General features: G+C 72.6%; 17 protein-coding genes. 9 read left to right on the top strand and 8 right to left on the bottom strand.

The features are described 5' to 3' along the window. Window positions 1-106 precede the first annotated feature (106 nt). Entirely contained in the window at window positions 107-589 is a 483-nt protein-coding gene (locus EIZ62_RS17645) for a CarD family transcriptional regulator (RefSeq protein WP_003953493.1), read from the bottom strand. A gap of 644 nt (window positions 590-1,233) precedes the next feature. Here EIZ62_RS17645 and EIZ62_RS17635 point away from each other — a divergent pair. Next, on the top strand, window positions 1,234-1,950 hold the full coding sequence (locus EIZ62_RS17635; protein ID WP_156693611.1) for a DUF461 domain-containing protein: 717 nt from the start codon (window positions 1,234-1,236) through the stop codon (window positions 1,948-1,950). Between the two features lie 125 nt (window positions 1,951-2,075). On the opposite strand, the gene phoP is transcribed toward EIZ62_RS17635, so the two are convergent. After that, entirely contained in the window at window positions 2,076-2,747 is a 672-nt protein-coding gene (phoP, locus tag EIZ62_RS17630) for a two-component system response regulator PhoP (protein ID WP_465269169.1), read from the bottom strand. Between the two features lie 5 nt (window positions 2,748-2,752). Continuing rightward, window positions 2,753-3,994: a two-component system sensor histidine kinase PhoR gene (gene phoR, locus EIZ62_RS17625; RefSeq protein WP_156693610.1), complete on the bottom strand. Its 1,242-nt coding sequence runs from the start codon at window positions 3,992-3,994 to the stop codon at window positions 2,753-2,755. A 215-nt stretch (window positions 3,995-4,209) separates the two neighbouring features. Here phoR and phoU point away from each other — a divergent pair, with 215 nt between their 5' ends. The 3 genes from phoU (at window position 4,210) to EIZ62_RS17615 (ending at window position 5,822) form a co-directional block, all read left to right on the top strand. Next, on the top strand, window positions 4,210-4,890 hold the full coding sequence (phoU, locus tag EIZ62_RS17620) for a phosphate signaling complex protein PhoU (protein ID WP_156693609.1): 681 nt from the start codon (window positions 4,210-4,212) through the stop codon (window positions 4,888-4,890). Between the two features lie 124 nt (window positions 4,891-5,014). Continuing rightward, on the top strand, window positions 5,015-5,164 hold the full coding sequence (locus EIZ62_RS31980; RefSeq protein WP_167536387.1) for a hypothetical protein: 150 nt from the start codon (window positions 5,015-5,017) through the stop codon (window positions 5,162-5,164). A 199-nt stretch (window positions 5,165-5,363) separates the two neighbouring features. Further along, entirely contained in the window at window positions 5,364-5,822 is a 459-nt protein-coding gene (locus tag EIZ62_RS17615) for an SRPBCC family protein (RefSeq protein WP_156693608.1), read from the top strand. Window positions 5,823-5,885: 63 nt separating this feature from the next. Here the strand turns inward: EIZ62_RS17615 and EIZ62_RS17610 are convergent, their stop codons facing one another. Then, window positions 5,886-6,644, bottom strand: a complete 759-nt coding sequence (locus EIZ62_RS17610) for a phosphoglyceromutase (protein ID WP_156693607.1) — start codon at window positions 6,642-6,644, stop codon at window positions 5,886-5,888. A gap of 117 nt (window positions 6,645-6,761) precedes the next feature. Here EIZ62_RS17610 and EIZ62_RS17605 point away from each other — a divergent pair, with 117 nt between their 5' ends. Next, the gene (locus tag EIZ62_RS17605) at window positions 6,762-8,060 is read left to right on the top strand and encodes an MDR family MFS transporter (RefSeq protein ID WP_156693606.1); all 1,299 of its coding nucleotides are present in this window, start codon (window positions 6,762-6,764) and stop codon (window positions 8,058-8,060) included. A 33-nt stretch (window positions 8,061-8,093) separates the two neighbouring features. Here EIZ62_RS17605 and EIZ62_RS17600 read toward each other — a convergent pair whose 3' ends face one another. Next, window positions 8,094-8,591 (bottom strand): type III secretion system chaperone family protein, encoded by a 498-nt coding sequence (locus EIZ62_RS17600; RefSeq protein ID WP_156693605.1) that lies wholly within the window; start codon window positions 8,589-8,591, stop codon window positions 8,094-8,096. Then, the gene (mshA, locus tag EIZ62_RS17595; protein ID WP_156693604.1) at window positions 8,584-9,960 is read right to left on the bottom strand and encodes a D-inositol-3-phosphate glycosyltransferase; all 1,377 of its coding nucleotides are present in this window, start codon (window positions 9,958-9,960) and stop codon (window positions 8,584-8,586) included. The genes EIZ62_RS17600 and mshA overlap by 8 nt, the downstream gene beginning before the upstream one ends. 236 nt (window positions 9,961-10,196) lie before the next feature. Between mshA and EIZ62_RS17590 the strand changes: the two genes are divergently transcribed. The 3 genes from EIZ62_RS17590 to EIZ62_RS17580 all read left to right on the top strand — a co-directional run bounded on the left by EIZ62_RS17590 (window position 10,197) and on the right by EIZ62_RS17580 (window position 13,952). Continuing rightward, window positions 10,197-10,997: a class I SAM-dependent methyltransferase gene (locus EIZ62_RS17590; RefSeq protein WP_156693603.1), complete on the top strand. Its 801-nt coding sequence runs from the start codon at window positions 10,197-10,199 to the stop codon at window positions 10,995-10,997. Between the two features lie 145 nt (window positions 10,998-11,142). Then, on the top strand, window positions 11,143-12,225 hold the full coding sequence (locus tag EIZ62_RS17585; protein WP_156693602.1) for a C40 family peptidase: 1,083 nt from the start codon (window positions 11,143-11,145) through the stop codon (window positions 12,223-12,225). A 401-nt stretch (window positions 12,226-12,626) separates the two neighbouring features. Further along, window positions 12,627-13,952, top strand: coding sequence for a PP2C family protein-serine/threonine phosphatase (locus EIZ62_RS17580; protein ID WP_156693601.1), 1,326 nt, complete (start codon window positions 12,627-12,629; stop codon window positions 13,950-13,952). A gap of 22 nt (window positions 13,953-13,974) precedes the next feature. On the opposite strand, the gene EIZ62_RS17575 is transcribed toward EIZ62_RS17580, so the two are convergent. Further along, the gene (locus EIZ62_RS17575) at window positions 13,975-15,042 is read right to left on the bottom strand and encodes an RICIN domain-containing protein (RefSeq protein WP_156693600.1); all 1,068 of its coding nucleotides are present in this window, start codon (window positions 15,040-15,042) and stop codon (window positions 13,975-13,977) included. 231 nt (window positions 15,043-15,273) lie between these two features. Here EIZ62_RS17575 and EIZ62_RS17570 point away from each other — a divergent pair, with 231 nt between their 5' ends. Beyond that, the gene (locus EIZ62_RS17570; protein WP_156693599.1) at window positions 15,274-15,525 is read left to right on the top strand and encodes a hypothetical protein; all 252 of its coding nucleotides are present in this window, start codon (window positions 15,274-15,276) and stop codon (window positions 15,523-15,525) included. Between the two features lie 71 nt (window positions 15,526-15,596). Here EIZ62_RS17570 and EIZ62_RS17565 read toward each other — a convergent pair whose 3' ends face one another. Continuing rightward, entirely contained in the window at window positions 15,597-15,941 is a 345-nt protein-coding gene (locus EIZ62_RS17565; protein WP_156693598.1) for a DUF2516 family protein, read from the bottom strand. Window positions 15,942-15,989: the final 48 nt, after the last annotated feature.

The raw sequence follows: 15,989 nt of genomic DNA, 5'->3' as shown, positions 1-15,989 counted from the left end.
CCGCAGCGCCCGGCGACACGGCTGTTCTCACAGCATGTCAGCGGGCACCGCGGCATCGCTTCTCATCCGCTGCGCGTTGCGACGACCGGTGGCCGCGCGCGACGCGTCAGGACGCGAGGACCTCGTCGAGCAGGGCCTCGGCCTTGTCCTCATTGGTGTTCTCCGCGAGCGCCAGCTCGCTCACCAGGATCTGCCGCGCCTTGGCGAGCATGCGCTTCTCTCCTGCGGAGAGACCGCGCTCACGCTCACGACGCCACAGGTCACGCACCACTTCGGCGACCTTGATGACATCGCCGGAGGCGAGCTTCTCGAGATTTGCCTTGTAGCGACGGGACCAGTTCGTCGGCTCCTCGGCGTACGGTGCGCGCAGCACCTCGAAGACCCGGTCCAGTCCGTCCTGCCCGACCACGTCGCGCACGCCGACGAACTCCGCATTGTCCGCGGGCACGCGAACCGTCAGGTCGCCCTGGGCGACCTTGAGCACCAAGTAGGTCTTGTCCACGCCTTTGATCTGGCGAGTTTCGATGGCCTCGATCAGCGCGGCCCCGTGATGGGGATAGACCACGGTGTCGCCAACCTTGAACGTCATGTGACAGGTACCCCTTCCGTGGCTATCCAGGGTAACACGGATTCGGCTTCTTCTGAATGGCGTTTTCGCAGGTCAGGGCATATCTCGGGGCTTGACAACAGCAACGCGAACGTGCTGCGGACGCCTTCCGGAACGAGGTATTCGCAGGTCGGAGCGGCTGCACGGGGGGACGGAAACGGGCACGTCACACCCCCTGACGGACGCCCCTGAGAGGCGAATCATCCCGGTTTGTCGGGTTCCAGGAGGTGAACTTCCCGTACTCCGTTCGGCGGCCGCTCACTCGTACGGGCGGGCGCCGCGGATGTTTGTCGAAATTGACGACCACCGCCCGCGCGTTGACCGCCGAGCGTGATCGCCCCGGCCTTTTCGCAAGGAATGCGCGAGGGCCCCGGAATTGATCAAGAGTGGTTATGTGAACGCGGGGCGGAGCGGTGACGGCGGCGGATCCCGCCCGCGCCCGGCGGGTCCCCGACACGGGACTGGGGCGGGTCGGGTGCGGGGCGGGGCGGAGGGGTCGGTAACCTGAGCGCGCCGAGTGATCCTTAAGCCCCCTTCACCGGGTCGGCCCCCGGACCGCCCCGGCCACGAGTACCGCCAGACCGTGCCCGTCCCTCCGTCCGTACGTCCTAGGAGTTGCCGCCGCCGTGAGCCGCAGCCTTCGACGCGGCGCCCTCGCCGCCACCGCCATCGTGTTCTCGATCGCCTCGCTCTCCGCCTGCGGTGCGGGCAACAACGCGCAGACCCTCGGCGTCAAGCCGGACAACGCCGCCACCTCGGTCGGCACCGTCAAGATCCAGAACGCCCTGGTGATCACGCAGCCGAAGCTGGACGCGGTGGGTCCCGCCGTCGTCACGGCGATGCTGTTCAACAACGGCGCCAAGGCGGAGACCCTGGAGGCGATCGAGCTGCCCGGCTCCGACGCCCAGGTCAAGCTCACCGCCGCCGGCGGCTCCGGCCCGATCAGCATCCCGGCGGGCGGCTCGGTCCTCCTCGGCGGCAAGGGCAACGCCTCCGCGGTCATCGAGAAGGGCCGCGAGGCCGTCGAGGACGGCAACGGGCAGGACGTCGTCTTCAAGCTCAGCGAGACCGGCGACGTGAAGCTCGAGGCCTTCGTCGTCCCGGCGACCGGCTACTTCACGGGCTACGGCCCGGCCGAGGTGCCGCAGAAGCCGGCGGAGCCGACCCCGTCCGTCCCGCCCGCCCCGCCGTCGGGCCAGCCCACCGGCAGCGCCTCCGCCTCGCCGGGCGCGCCGGACGCCCCCAACGAGGACAACGACGGCCAGGGCGAGCCCGAGGGCGACGCGGGCGCGGGCGCCGAGCCGTCCGACTCCGCCTCGGCGTCGCACGGCACCGGCCACTGACGCACCCGCACCCGTACACGTACAGGCGCTCGTACCCGTACACGCTGAAGGGGCGCCCCACTGCGGTGGGGCGCCCCTTCGGCGTGCGTGAGGCGGGGCGGGCGTACGGGCGGACGGCTTACGGCCTACGGCTCGAACTTGTAGCCGAGGCCGCGGACCGTGACGAGGTAGCGGGGGGCGCCGGGGTCGGGCTCGATCTTGGCGCGCAGGCGCTTGACGTGGACGTCGAGGGTCTTGGTGTCGCCCACGTAGTCCGCGCCCCAGACCCGGTCGATCAGCTGCATGCGGGTGAGGACCCGGCCCGCGTTGCGCAGCAGCATCTCCAGCAGGTCGAACTCCTTCAGCGGCAGGTCGACCTTGCCGCCCGCGACCGTGACGACGTGACGGTCCACGTCCATGCGGACCGGCCCGGCCTCCAGGGCCGCGGGGGTGACCTCCTCCGGCTCGCCGCGGCGGCGCAGCACCGCGCGGATGCGGGCGACCAGCTCGCGGGACGAGAAGGGCTTGGTGACGTAGTCGTCCGCCCCTATCTCCAGCCCCACGACCTTGTCGATCTCGCTGTCTTTGGCGGTCACCATGATGACCGGGACGTTCGACCGGCCGCGCAGCTGGCGGCAGACCTCTGTGCCGGGCAGGCCCGGCAGCATGAGGTCGAGCAGGACGAGGTCGGCGCCGTTGCGCTCGAATTCGTCGAGCCCCTCGGGGCCGGTGGTCGCGACGGCGACCTCGAAGCCCTCCTTGCGGAGCATGTAGGACAGGGCGTCGCTGAATGATTCCTCATCCTCGACGACGAGCACACGGGTCACGGAAGGACCTCCGGGGCGGTAAGGGGTTCTTGGTGGTTCTCGGAGTGGTACTGCGGGGAGTGACCGGAACGGGACGGGCGGTCCCGCACGGCGCCGGCCTCGGGGAGGCGGAGGGTGAACGTGGAGCCCTGGCCCTCGGTGCTCCAGACGGTGACCTCCCCGCCGTGCGAGGCGGCCACGTGCTTGACGATGGCGAGGCCGAGGCCGGTGCCGCCGGTCGCGCGGGAGCGGGCGGGGTCGACGCGGTAGAAGCGCTCGAAGATGCGCTCCTTGTCCTTGTCGGGGATGCCTATGCCCTGGTCGGTGACCGCGATCTCGATCTGGTCGCCCCCGGGCGCGGTGACGCGGCGGGCGGCGATGCCCACGCGGGTGTGGGCCGGGGAGTAGTTCACGGCGTTCTCGACGAGGTTGCCGAGGGCGGCGGCGAGCTGGCCGCGGTGCCCCCAGACGCGCAGGTCGGCGGTGCCTCCGGCGGCCATGGTGATCTGCTTGCTGGAGGCGGGCTGCCGGGAGCGGTCGATGGCCTCCGCGACGAGCTCGTCGACGCGGACGGGCTCGGCGTCCTCCAGCGGGTCGTCGTTCTGGACCCGGGAGAGGTCGATCAGCTCCTGGACGAGGTTGGTGAGGCGGGTGGCCTCTATCTGCATGCGGCCCGCGAAGCGCATGACGGCCTCGGGGTCGTCGGAGGCGTCCATGACGGCCTCGGACAGCAGGGAGAGGGCGCCGACGGGTGTCTTGAGCTCATGGCTGACGTTGGCGACGAAGTCGCGGCGTACGGCCTCGATGCGGCGGGCCTCGGTGAGGTCCTCGACCAGCAGCAGCACGAGGCGGGAGCCGAGCGGGGCGACGCGGGCGGAGACGGCGAGGGCCTCGCCCCGGCCGGTGCCGCGCCGCGGCAGGTCCAGCTCGACCTGGCGTATCTCCCCGTCGCGGCGGGTGTCGCGGGCCATGTGGAGCATGGGTTCGACGGCGAGCTTGCCGCCGCGGACGAGCCCCAGCGCGTACGCTGCCGAGCTGGCCTTGACGACGGAGTCGCTCTCGTCGAGGACGACCGCCGAGGAGCGCAGCACGGACAGGACCGTGTCCACCCCCGGCGGCAGCACCGCGTCGGTGTGGAGGGAGGTCCGGGTGGGCCTTGCCTGGTCGCGCTCGCTCCAGCGGAACGCCAGCATGGCGATCACGCCGGTGCACGCCCCGGCGATCGCGGCCACTGCGGCGACCGCCGCGTTCACGTCCATGCATCCAGGTTATGCGTGGCCGCGGACACTCTCCCAGCCATGAGGGGGTCGGCTCGAACAGTCGTCGCCCAGAGTTCACCGAGGGGAAAGTGACGGTTCACTTGGGGTGGAGGCCCCGGACTTTTTGCCCTCGGAGCGTGTAAGCGTGGGGACCGAGCCCCACCCGGACCCCTGTCGGTCACAGTGAGACCGGTCGTAGTGAGAGAGGCACATCCATGCGGGACGCGTACCACGAGGAACTGGACTCGATCGGCGAGGGCCTGGTCGAGATGGCCCGGCTGGTCGGGTCGGCGGTCGGGCGCGCCACGACGGCGATGCTCGACGCGGACCTGAAGCTGGCGGAGGCCGTGATCGCGGCCGACCAGAAGGTCGACGACCTCCAGCACGACCTGGAGGCCCGGGCGATAGCCCTGCTGGCCCGGCAGCAGCCGGTGGCGACGGACCTGCGGATCGTGGTGACCTCGCTGCGGATGAGCGCGGACCTGGAGCGCTCCGGCGACCTGGCCCAGCACGTGGCGAAGCTGGCCCGGCTGCGTTTCCCCGACGCGGCGGTGCCGCGCGACCTGCACGCCACGATCCTGGAGATGGGGCAGCTGGCGCAGCGCCTGATGGCGAAGGCGGCGGAGGTCATCATCACCAAGGACGTCGACCTGGCGCTCCAGCTGGAGGCCGACGACGACGAGATGGACCGGCTGCACCGGACGCTGTTCCAGCACCTGATGGACGACCGCTGGAAGCACGGCATCGAGACGGCGGTCGACGTGACGCTGCTGGGCCGCTACTACGAGCGGTTCGCCGACCACGCGGTGTCGGTCGCCAAGCGTGTCGTCTACCTGGTGACGGGCGAGCACGCGGACGAGCTCCAGCAGTCGGAGGCACCGGTCGAGGGCGCGTGACGCGCGCGGGACGTGCGCGGCGCGGGATCCGCACGTCTGTGCGCCGTTGATGCGCCCTGACGGGTGGGCATGCAATGGGGAGAGGCGACGTACGCCTTGGAACGTACGTCTTCGAGGAGGATCCATGGCAGAGACGCCCATGACCGACCCCGACCGGGAAGTATCCGTCGAAGTGCCCCGTCTGCCGCTGCTGGGTGCCTGTGGCTGCGGCTCGGGCTGCGGCTGCGGCTGCCAGTCGGGCGCTCCGTGCCAGTGCGGCGGCTGCTGCGGCTGACCCGCCGCCGGGTGTTCACGGAGGGGCCCCGTCCGGCTTCCCGGGTGGGGCCCTTTCGCGTGAGCGGTTCGCGTGGGGCCTTTCCCTGGGCGGTTCGGTGCCGTCCGGGCTGCCGGCTCACCCGTCCGGACCTTCGGGCTGTGCACGGGGTGCGGTGGGCGTGACGCTGTTGGCGGTGCCCACCCCCAGGAGCGTGATCATGGCCCGGAACCGCTGTCTCATCCTCAGCCCGCCGTCCGACGTCTGGCGCCTGTTGTCCGACGGCCGCCGCTACGGGGAGTGGGTGACGGGAAACCGGGAGGTCCTCGCGGCGGACCCGCACTGGCCGGACGTGGGCGCCCGGCTGAAGGTCCGCCTCGGCGCCGGGCCCCTGACCCTCGACGACACCTGCGTCGTCCGGATCTCCGAGCCCGCTCACCGCCTGGAGCTGGAGGCGAAGGCCGACCCCTTCGGGGCGGCGCGCATCGCCATGAGGCTGACCCCCTGGGGCGAGCACACGCTCTTCACCCTGGACTGGCACCCCCTGCGCGGCCCCGGCACGCGGATGCACGGCCTGCCCGTGGACTACTTCGTCAGGGTCCGCAACGGCATGATGCTGACGAAGCTGGCGCGTATCGCGGTGCGGGAGCGTGAACGTGAGAGTGGCACGCGAGTCTGAGGCGCGGACAGGCCTCCGGTCCGCGGGGATACCGCGGCCGGGAGGCCTGTCCGGGGGGTGCTGCTACTTCTTGCCCTGGTTCTTGACCGCTTCGATGGCCGCCTTGGCCGCCTCGGGGTCCAGGTAGGTGCCGCCCGGCTTGAGCGGCTTGAAGTCGGCGTCCAGCTCGTAGGCGAGCGGGATGCCGGTCGGGATGTTCAGGCCCGCGATGTCGGCGTCGGAGACGCCGTCCAGGTGCTTGACCAGGGCGCGCAGGCTGTTGCCGTGGGCGGCGACGAGGACCGTGCGGCCGGCCAGGAGGTCGGGAACGATGCCGTCGTACCAGTACGGCAGCATGCGGACGACGACGTCCTTGAGGCACTCCGTGCGGGGGCGCAGCTCCGGCGGGATCGTGGCGTACCGGGCGTCGTTCGCCTGGGAGTACTCGTTGTCGTCGGCGAGGACCGGCGGCGGGGTGTCGTAGGAGCGGCGCCACAGCATGAACTGCTCCTCGCCGAACTCGGCGAGCGTCTGCGCCTTGTCCTTGCCCTGGAGCGCGCCGTAGTGCCGCTCGTTCAGGCGCCAGGAGCGGTGGACCGGGATCCAGTGGCGGTCGGCGGACTCCAGGGCGAGCTGCGCGGTGCGGATCGCGCGCTTCTGGAGCGAGGTGTGCAGCACGTCGGGAAGCAGACCGGCGTCCTTGAGCAGCTCACCGCCGCGGACTGCCTCCTTCTCGCCCTTCTCGGTGAGGTTGACGTCCACCCAGCCGGTGAACAGGTTCTTCGCGTTCCATTCGCTCTCGCCGTGGCGGAGGAGGATCAGCTTGTACGGTGCGTCGGCCATGCGTACGAGATTAATGGACGCCGATGACACTTGACGGTCCCCGTCAATTGACTGGCCCGCGGGAACGGCGCGCTTGTAATGTCCGGGCACCGGGTCGGGCACTTACGGGGGGTACGCATGTCCATGGGCACGCTCAAACGGGCGGCGACGGAGACCGTGTCGGGTCTTCCACGGGCCTTCTGGTGGCTGTGGACCAGCACGCTGATCAACCGGCTCGGCGCCTTCGTCGCCACGTTCATGGCCCTGTACCTGACCCTGGAGCGGGGGTACTCGGCCTCGTACGCCGGTCTGGTCGCCGCCCTCCACGGGCTCGGCGGCGTGGTGTCGTCGCTGGGCGCGGGGGTGATGACCGACCGGCTGGGGCGCCGCCCCACGATGCTGGTCGCCCAGGTGGCGACGGCCCTGTCGGTCGCCCTCCTCGGCTTCATGCACCACCCGGTGGCGATCGCGGCCGTCGCGTTCCTCGTGGGCGCGGCGTCGAGCGCCTCGCGGCCCGCCGTGCAGGCGATGATGGCCGACATCGTCCGCCCCGAGGACCGGGTGCGGGCGTTCTCGCTGAACTACTGGGCGATCAACCTGGGTTTCGCCGTCTCGACGGCGGCCGCCGGTTTCATCGCCGAGTACAGCTACCTCGCCGGCTTCCTCGGCGAGGCCGTGCTGACCCTGGTCTGCGCGGTGCTGGTCTACGTCAAACTTCCCGAGTCCCGCCCGGCGCAGGACCCGCCCGCACGCCCGGGCTCCGCCGCCGGGAAGGCCGCGAGCGTCGAGGCGGGGCTCGGGACGGTGCTGCGCGACGGGCGGTTCATGGGCGTGGTCGGCCTGTCGTTCCTGGTGTCGCTGATATTCCAGCAGGGGTACGTGGGGCTCCCGGTGGCCATGGGCGCGGACGGGTTCGACGCGGCGGACTTCGGTCTGGCGCTGGCGGTGAACGGCGTCCTCATCGTGGCGCTCCAGATCCCGGTCACGCGCTTCATCGAGCACCGCGATCCGCGCCGGCTGCTGATCCTGTCCTCCCTGCTGGCCGGGTACGGCTTCGGGCTCACGGCCTTCGCGGGGTCGGTCGGCGTGTACGCGCTGACCGTGTGCGTGTGGACGCTCGCCGAGATCGTCAACGCCCCCACGCAGACGAGCCTGGTGGTGCGGCTGTCGCCGGTGCACGGACGCGGCCGCTACCAGGGCATGTACGCGATGTCGTGGTCGGTGGCCGCGCTGGTCGCGCCGCTGATGTCCGGCTGGGTCATCGACCGGTACGGGGCGTCGTGGCTGTGGGGCGCGTGCGCGGTCCTGGGCACGGTGGCCGGGCTCGGCTACTGGCTGCTGATGCGGAACCTGCCGGCGGAGGACGGTGCGCAGGCCGTGGACGCGTCCCCGACGGCGGTGAAGACGCCCGCCGCGCCGGAGACGGTCACCACCTGAGGCACCGGGACGAGCCGAGGCGTACGCCCCGGCTCACTTCTCCCGCTTCTCCGGGCGGGTCAGGTGGCTGAACGCGTCCAGGTTGCGGGTGGATTCGCCGCGGGCGACGCGCCAGGCGTACTCCTTGCGGATCGCCGACGCGAAACCCAGCTCCAGGAGCGTGTTGAACGCCCCGTCCGCCGCCTCCAGGACCGAGCCGAGCACCCGGTCCAGCTCCTCAGGGGTGACCGCGGACAGCGGCAGCTTGCCGGCCAGGTAGATGTCGCCGAGGCCGTCGATCGCGTACGCCACCCCGTACAGCCGCAGGTTCCGCTCCAGCAGCCAGCGGTGGACGCCCGCCTCGTTCTCGTCGGGGTGCCGGATCACGAACGCGTTCAGCGACAGGGAGTGCCTGCCCAGCCGCAGCGACAGCGTGGTGGACAGCTTGCGCGTACCGGGAAGGGTGACGACGTACGAGCCGGGCTCGGGGGACTCCCACGTCAGCTCGGCGTCGGTCAGCGCGGACTCGATGATCTTCCGGGCGTCAGCCATGACGCGAGCGTACGCCACGGCGGTGTTCGTGCATGGCCGCGGTGTACACCTCCGCCGTCCCCGACGCGGCCGTCTCCCAGCCGAACGCCCCGGCGTGCCGGGCCGCGGCCTCGCCCAGGCGGCCGGTCAGCGCGGGGTCGGTGACGAACCGGCGCAGCGCGGCCGCGTAGTCCGCCGGGTCGTGACCCTTTATCAGGAAGCCGGTCGAGCCGTCCCGTACCGCCACCGGAAGCCCGCCCACCGACGCGGCGACGACCGGTGTGCCGGCGGCCTGCGCCTCGATGGCGACCAGCCCGAAGGACTCGCTGTACGAGGGCATGACGAGGACGGACGCCGCCCGGAACCAGTCGGCGAGCCGCTCCTGGCCCACGGGCGGGTGGAAGCGGACGACGTCGGCGATGCCGAGGCGCGCGGCCAGCTTCTGGAGGCCCTCGGGCTTGGCGAGGCCGCTGCCGCTGGGCCCGCCGACGACCGGGACGAGCATCCGGGACCGCAGGGAGGGGTCCTCCTCCAGCAGCAGGGCGGCCGCCCGCAGCAGGATGTCGGGCGCCTTCAGGGGCTGGATGCGGCCGGCGAAGACGGGGATGAACGCGTCGGCCGGCAGCCCCAGCCGGGCGCGGGCGGCGGCCCGCCCGTCGGCCGGCCGGAACCGGTCGAGGTTCACGCCGGGGTGCACGACGGCGACCTTCGACGGTTCCGCCTCGTAGAAGTGGACCAGCTCGTCCGCCTCGCCCGCCGTGTTGGCGATGAGCCGGTCGGCGGCGCGCACGATCTGCGTCTCGCCGATCACCCGGGCCGGCGGTTCGGGGGTGTCGCCCTGCGCGAGCGCCGCGTTCTTGACCTTCGCCATGGTGTGCATGGCGTGCACGAGCGGCACGCCCCACCGTTCGGCGGCGAGCCAGCCGACGTGGCCGGAGAGCCAGTAGTGCGAGTGGACCAGGTCGTAGTGGCCGGGCCGGTGCTGCGCCCACGCCCGCATGACGCCATGGGTGAAGGCGCACAGCTGGGCGGGCAGCTCCTCCTTGGCGAGCCCCTCGTACGGCCCGGCGTCCACGTGCCGTACGAGCACGCCCGGTGCGAGCTCCACGGCCGGGGGCAGCCCGCCGGCGGTGGCCCGGGTGAAGATCTCGACCTCGATGTTGATCGCGGCCAGCCGCTTGGCCAGCTCCACGATGTAGACGTTCATGCCGCCGGCGTCGCCCGTGCCGGGCTGGTGCAGCGGGGAGGTGTGGACGCTGAGCATGGCGACCCGCCGTGGCACCCGCGCCCGCCCGGGCAGCCGGAGCCGGTGCGGCGGGGCCGGCCGGTGACCGGCGGCCCGGTGCTGCCCGGCCAGGGTGCCGGCGAACCGGGACACGTACTGGCTCACGTCGGCGTCCTTCCGCAGAGCGGGCTTGGCGGGGCACAGCAGGGCATGGCGAGAGGAGGACACGCGCGCGGCGGTGCGTACGGCCCTCCTCAGGGCGACAACAGCGGAGGCGGCCGTCGCATTTCCGCTTTGCCAATTCATTACGCGTGGCGGTCCGTGCCGCGGGTGTGGTCCTCGTAGGTGGCCGTACCGGTGGCCGTCCCGGCGGCTGTGGGGAACCGCTTACCCTCGTGCCCATGGCCCCGCGCACCACCCGCCCCGTCGGCACCCCGACCCGCGGGACCACCAACCCCAACCGGCTGCGCCGCATGGACCGCTGGATCGCCGCCGTCCACGGGCCGGCCCTGCGCCGCGCCGACGACCCGCCCACGGCGGTCGACCTCGGGTACGGGGCCGCGCCCTGGACCGCGGTGGAGCTGCTCCAGCGGCTGCGCGCCGACGCGGACCCCCGCACCCGGGTCGTGGGCGTGGAGATCGACCCCGCCCGGGTTGCCGCCGCCCAGCGGCACGCGCGCGAGGGGCTCACCTTCGTGCACGGCGGGTTCGAGGTCCCGGTGGACGGCGCCCCGGCACTGATCCGGGCGGCGAACGTACTGCGCCAGTACGACGAGGAGCAGGTCGCCGCGGTGTGGGCGCGGCTGTGCGCGCGGCTCGCGCCGGGCGGGCTGCTGGTGGAGGGGACGTGCGACGAGATCGGGCGGCGTCACGTGTGGGTGGCGCTGGGTCCCGAGGGGCCGCGGACGGTGACGTTCGCGACGCGGCTGGGGTCGCTGGAGCGGCCGTCGGACCTGGCGGAGCGGCTGCCGAAGGCGCTGATCCACCGGAACGTGCCGGGTGAGCCGGTGCACGCGTTCCTGCGGGACTTCGACCGGGCGTGGGCGGCGGCGGCTCCGTTCGCCTCGCTGGGTGCCCGGCAGCGGTGGATCCGGGCGGCACGGGACCTGGCGGCCGACTGGCCGCTGGCGGACGGCCGACGGCGGTGGCGGCAGGGCGAACTGACGGTGCGGTGGGCGGCGCTGGCACCGGGTTCGTACTGAAGCACACCGGTACGGAACGCCCGCGCGCGATCTATCGTCCCACACCAGTGGGTGCGGCTCTGTCGTTTTCGTCACCGCCGTGGCACCATCTCGGACGGCACCCAAAGTTACTGACGGTAAATCAGATGGGGAGATGGGGGAGTCCGTGAACCGACGCCGCTGTGCCACCGCCGCGATCACCGTGGTCTGCGCTCTGACCGTGCTGGCGTCACCGGCCCAGGCGGCGTTCGCCGCGCCCACCCCACCGGTCACGACACCGGCACCCGCGCCCACGCCTTCCGCCCACCCGTCCGGCAAGAGCCTGGAGCAGGTACGGCGGGAGATCGACACCCTCTACCGCCAGGCGGCCTCCGCCACCGACGCGTACAACCTCGCCGACGAACGGGCGAAGAAGCAGTCGGCCGAGATCGTCAGACTGGCGCAGGCGATCGTGGACGGCCAGGCCCGGATCGAGGACCTGAAGAACCGGGCCGGCGCGGCCGCCCGCGCCCAGTACCGCAACGGCGGCATCCCCGACGAGGCCAAGCTCGTCCTCACCGACGACCCGCAGCTCTTCCTGAACGGGGTCGGCCGCCTCCAGCAGGGCCAGAAGGCCACCAAGGACCTGCTCGCCGAACTGAAGCAGCGGCAGGACGACTTGGAGGCGTACACCAAGGACGCCAGCGCGCACTGGACCCGGCTCGAGGCCAACCGGATCCAGCAGGCGAAGACGAAGAAGCAGATAGAGACCAAGATCGCCGCGGCGAAGAAGCTGGAGTCCCAGCTGGAGACCGCGGAACGCGAGCGGCTGCTGCGGATGGAACAGGACGAGCAGGCCAGGGCCCAGACGGCGTGGCTCGGCTCCGGTGTGCTCAAGGACGTCGCCGGCGGCGCGAGCCCCGAGGGCAAGAAGGCGATCGCGTTCGCCACGGCCCAGCTCGGCAAGCCGTACGTGTGGGGCGCGGAGGGCCCGGGCTCGTACGACTGCTCGGGACTGACCTCGCAGGCGTGGGCGGCCGCCGGTACCGGGATCCCCCGCACCTCGCAGGAGCAGTGGCGGCTGCTGCCCAGGATCGCCGTCGAGGACATGCGCCCCGGCGACCTGATCATCTACCACGCCGACGCCAGCCACGTCGGCCTCTACATCGGTGACGGCGCCATCATCCACGCGCCCCGCCCGGGACGTGACGTCACCGTCGCCGGCGCGGGCTCGATGGCCATCCTCGGAGTCGTACGCCCGGACAAGTGAGCGGGGCGCGGTAGGCGCGGGCCTGCGGGCGCGGGCCTGCGGTGTACGGGCCTGCGGGCGCGGGCGTGCGGTGTACGGGGTACGGGCCGGGCGGTACGGGTGCGGGCGCCGCCCAGGGCGGCCGGGGCCACCGTCCCCCGAGCCGCCCGCGGCGCGGTGTGCGCGCCGTACCCCAACCGGCCGCAGCCCGCCGGATACGTCCGGGATGTGACCGGCCCAACACCTGGCGCGTGACGTTCGTCATGACCCGGTGCCCAACTACCTCCCACTGCGCGGCATATGCCATCGGCTCTTCGTCGATCGCCATTCCGTTCGGCCACCGCGGACCGCTATGGTCCCCGTCGGTGGTGCGTCGTCCGACGCGCCATCGTGCCCTCGGGGGGAGGGAAGGAAACCAACCGATGCCCGTACCCGTACCGCGACAGAGGGTGAGCAGTCCGAGCCGGGCCGCGGTCGCAGGGACCACCTCCGCCGCCGTCTCGGACCTCGTCCTCCTGGTGATCGAGGACGATCCGGCGGGCACGTTCACCGTTCCGGAGCTGGTCGACGCGTCCGGCAGCCGGGTCAAGATGCGTACCGCCCGCAACCTCACCGAGGCCGAGCGGCTGCTCACCGATGACGTGCACTGCGTGCTCGTCGACCTCGCGCTGCCCTCCTGCCGCCCCGACGACGACCCGCTGACGCCCCTGCACCACGTGCTGCGCCTCGCGCCGCGCCACGCGGTCCTGGCCCTGACCCCGTCGGGCGACGCCGAACTGGCCGCCGCCGCGGTGAGCGCCGGGGCGCAGGACCACCTGTGCCGCGAGGAACTGGACGGACCGCTGCTCATCCGGGCCATCCGGTACGCCGTGGAACGCAAGCGGGCCGACTCGGTGCAGGTGAAGCTGGCCGAGTCACGGCTGCGCGCCCAGGAGAACGCCCGCCTGGAGCGGGGCCTGCTGCCCACGCCGCTGCTCCAGGGCTCCGACCTGCGGTTCGCCGCCCGCTACCGGCCGGGCCGCTCGCGCGCGCTGCTGGGCGGCGACTTCTACGACACCGTCCGCACGCCGGACGGCACCGTGCACGCCATGATCGGTGACGTGTGCGGGCACGGACCGGACGAGGCCGCGCTCGGCGTCGAGCTGCGCATCGCGTGGCGGGCGCTGACGCTCGCGGGGCTGTGCGGGGACGAACTGCTGTCGACGCTCCAGCAAGTGCTGGAGCACGAGCGGGACAACGAGGAGATCTTCGCGACCCTGTGCACGGTCGACATCGCGCCGGACGGGCGCCGCGCCGGGCTGTGCCTGGCGGGTCACCCCTCGCCGTTGATCGCCCGCAGCGGCCGGGCGGCGCAGCTCCTGCCGTACGAGGACGGCGGCCCCGCCCTCGGTCTGCTGCCGCGCGCCCGCTGGCCGCGCCGCCAGGTGGAGCTGGGCGGCTCGTGGAGCCTGATGATGTACACGGACGGCCTCATCGAGGGCCGCTCGGCGGGCCCGGACTCGCCGCGGCTCGGCCAGGACGGCATGGTCGAGATGATCAACCGCCAGCTGTCGGCGGGCCTGGGCGGCGAGGAGCTGCTGGAGGCCGCGGTGGCGGAGGTACGGGAGCTGAACGGCGGTGAGCTGACGGACGACGTCGCCGTGCTGCTGCTCGCACGCGACCGTACGACGGCCGACCGCACGACGGCCGATCACCCCGGCACGCCGGCGACCGCCCCCGGCCGGCGCCGCGCCCGCCGCCGCGGCTAGGGCAGGGGGTCTCCGGGCCCTGCTAACCCGGGCCCGCGGTGCCCGGGATGAGCTCGACGAGGAAGCGCTGGGCCGGCCCGTTGCCGCACGGCTGCTGTACGGCCTCGGCCCCGACCGCGGCGGAGCGGGCGGGGGCGACGGGGGCGACGCCTTCGCGCATGCCGAGGCACAGGTCCGTGTGCGCCCGGCGCAGGCGGTAGCCCTGGGCCGTGGCGCCGGGGCCGAACCGCTCGATCCGGAAGAGCTGGGCGTCGTCCCCGGCCCGGCAGTCCTCCTGCGGCTCGACCAGTCCCTGGGCGGGGCCGCTGTCGAGGATGGTGAGGCAGCCCATGCCCTTGTCGACCGGGTGCTCCCACTTGATGCTGGTCAGGCCGTTCTCGACGGGGTGGAGGAAGGTCCGTGGCCCCGGTTCGGCGCAGGGCCGCTGGACCGCCACCTCGGACCGGTACCGTCCGGAACGCTCACGCCCGGCCGTGAGGCACAGCCCGGCCGGCCGGGCGGGGCGGATGCGGGCCCAGGTCCCGGCCGACGTCAGCGGCAGGAGTTCCGGGCGGGCGGCGCGGGGCTCACGCGGGACGGTGCCGTCCGGGTCGCCGGCCACCAGCCACAGGCCGGTGAGGCCGGCGCACAGGACTGCGGCGGCGACCAGGGCCGGAAGCCCCCGGAGCCGACGGCCGGGCGGCCCGCCGCTCCCTCCCCGCGCCGAACGCTCCGTACCCTCCGCGCCGTCCGCTCCGTCCGCTCCGTCCGCCCCTTCCGCCCCGTCCGCCCCTTCCGCGAAGGACAGGCGCTTCCAGGCGCCCATCCATTCCGGCAACCGGTCGCCCTGACCGCAGGCGCGCACGAACGCCGCCAGCAGGTCGGGGCGCGGCAGGCTCGGTTTGCGCAGCATGTCGGCGACGGTGCTCCGGGGCAGGACGTCGCCGCGTTCGGCGGCCCGGTTCTCCAGCTCCCGCAGCGTCAGTCCGGACCGCGCTTTCAGCGCCCGTAACGCCGCCGTGAACTCTGCGGCGCCGGCCAAGCGCCCGGGCTGCTCCACGTGGTCTTCGTACGTCTCGTACGCCTCGTACGCCTTGTCACCCTCGTCCATCCGCCCAGAGGTAACGCATGACCCGGCGGGAGGACAACGGCGCCTGTCCGGCCTCCCGGACAGCGTGTCCGCACATGCCCTGACCAGGCGGGACGTGTCCGGACTGTCCGGGACGGCACGTTGCCCTGTTCCGGTCGGCCGCCGGGGCCCAGGGTGGATGACGTGGCCACGAAACGGTCCACGGCCCGGCTCCGTCCGGGAGACCCGTCCCACCCCACAAGGAGATGACGCATGCGTGCACGTCTGTTGGTCACGGCCATGGCCCTGGGCACCACCGTGCTGGCGGGTGGCGCCGTCGCCCAGGCCGCCCCCTCGCAAGCCGTTGCGGCCAGTACGACGCAGGCCGTGCCCGGGTACTGGAAGTACGACGGGACGTACTCCGAGTCGACCTGCCGCTCGCTGGCGGCTTCCTACGTCGGCCCCGCCTACTGCACCCCGGCCGGCGGCAACAACCGGTACGCCCTTTACATCTGGGTGGAGTAACCACCGCACGCCGAGGGGGCCGGCCCGATGCGGGCCGGCCCCCTCCGGTCGTCACTCGGCCGGGGCATGCCCTACCGGCCGCCGTTGTACGGGCCGTACGGGCCGTCGCTGCTGGAACCGCCGCCTCGGCGGCCACGACGGCCCCCGCCGGACACCTGCTGGAGCGCGGGGCGCACGTCGACCATGAACACGATGGACGCGACGAGCCCGGCGATCTGGAGGAACAACATCGGGACGAGCAGGTTCACCGCGACCGTGACGCCCAGGATGATCAGCCAGAACATCTTGGTCTGCTTGTCGGCGGCGCGATAGGCGTCCTCGCGAGCCGTCACCGCGATGAAGAGGGCGACCACGGCGATCAGGAGCATGGCGAGGTTGAGCAGAAAGAGGAACGTGCTGAATCCTGCGAGCAACATGCTGAGCACCGCCTAGTCAGTGAGTGAAGCGCCTCGCGGCCAAGGTAC

The organism is Streptomyces ficellus, assembly GCF_009739905.1.
GTDB lineage: Bacteria > Actinomycetota > Actinomycetes > Streptomycetales > Streptomycetaceae > Streptomyces > Streptomyces ficellus_A.
This window is presented reverse-complemented; position numbering and strand designations above follow the sequence as displayed.

Bases quoted from the DNA above. Each gene is read 5' to 3' on its own strand.
- EIZ62_RS17645 (WP_003953493.1), bottom strand. From the start codon at position 589: ATGACGTTCAAGGTTGGCGACACCGTGGTCTATCCCCATCACGGGGCC.
- phoR (WP_156693610.1), bottom strand. From the start codon at position 3,994: ATGGACGTGAACGCGGCGGTCGCCGCAGTGGCCGCGATCGCCGGGGCG.
- phoU (WP_156693609.1), top strand. From the start codon at position 4,210: ATGCGGGACGCGTACCACGAGGAACTGGACTCGATCGGCGAGGGCCTG.
- EIZ62_RS31980 (WP_167536387.1), top strand. From the start codon at position 5,015: ATGGCAGAGACGCCCATGACCGACCCCGACCGGGAAGTATCCGTCGAA.
- EIZ62_RS17615 (WP_156693608.1), top strand. From the start codon at position 5,364: ATGGCCCGGAACCGCTGTCTCATCCTCAGCCCGCCGTCCGACGTCTGG.
- EIZ62_RS17610 (WP_156693607.1), bottom strand. From the start codon at position 6,644: ATGGCCGACGCACCGTACAAGCTGATCCTCCTCCGCCACGGCGAGAGC.
- EIZ62_RS17605 (WP_156693606.1), top strand. From the start codon at position 6,762: ATGTCCATGGGCACGCTCAAACGGGCGGCGACGGAGACCGTGTCGGGT.
- EIZ62_RS17600 (WP_156693605.1), bottom strand. From the start codon at position 8,591: ATGGCTGACGCCCGGAAGATCATCGAGTCCGCGCTGACCGACGCCGAG.
- EIZ62_RS17590 (WP_156693603.1), top strand. From the start codon at position 10,197: ATGGCCCCGCGCACCACCCGCCCCGTCGGCACCCCGACCCGCGGGACC.
- EIZ62_RS17580 (WP_156693601.1), top strand. From the start codon at position 12,627: ATGCCCGTACCCGTACCGCGACAGAGGGTGAGCAGTCCGAGCCGGGCC.
- EIZ62_RS17575 (WP_156693600.1), bottom strand. From the start codon at position 15,042: ATGGACGAGGGTGACAAGGCGTACGAGGCGTACGAGACGTACGAAGAC.
- EIZ62_RS17570 (WP_156693599.1), top strand. From the start codon at position 15,274: ATGCGTGCACGTCTGTTGGTCACGGCCATGGCCCTGGGCACCACCGTG.
- EIZ62_RS17565 (WP_156693598.1), bottom strand. From the start codon at position 15,941: ATGTTGCTCGCAGGATTCAGCACGTTCCTCTTTCTGCTCAACCTCGCC.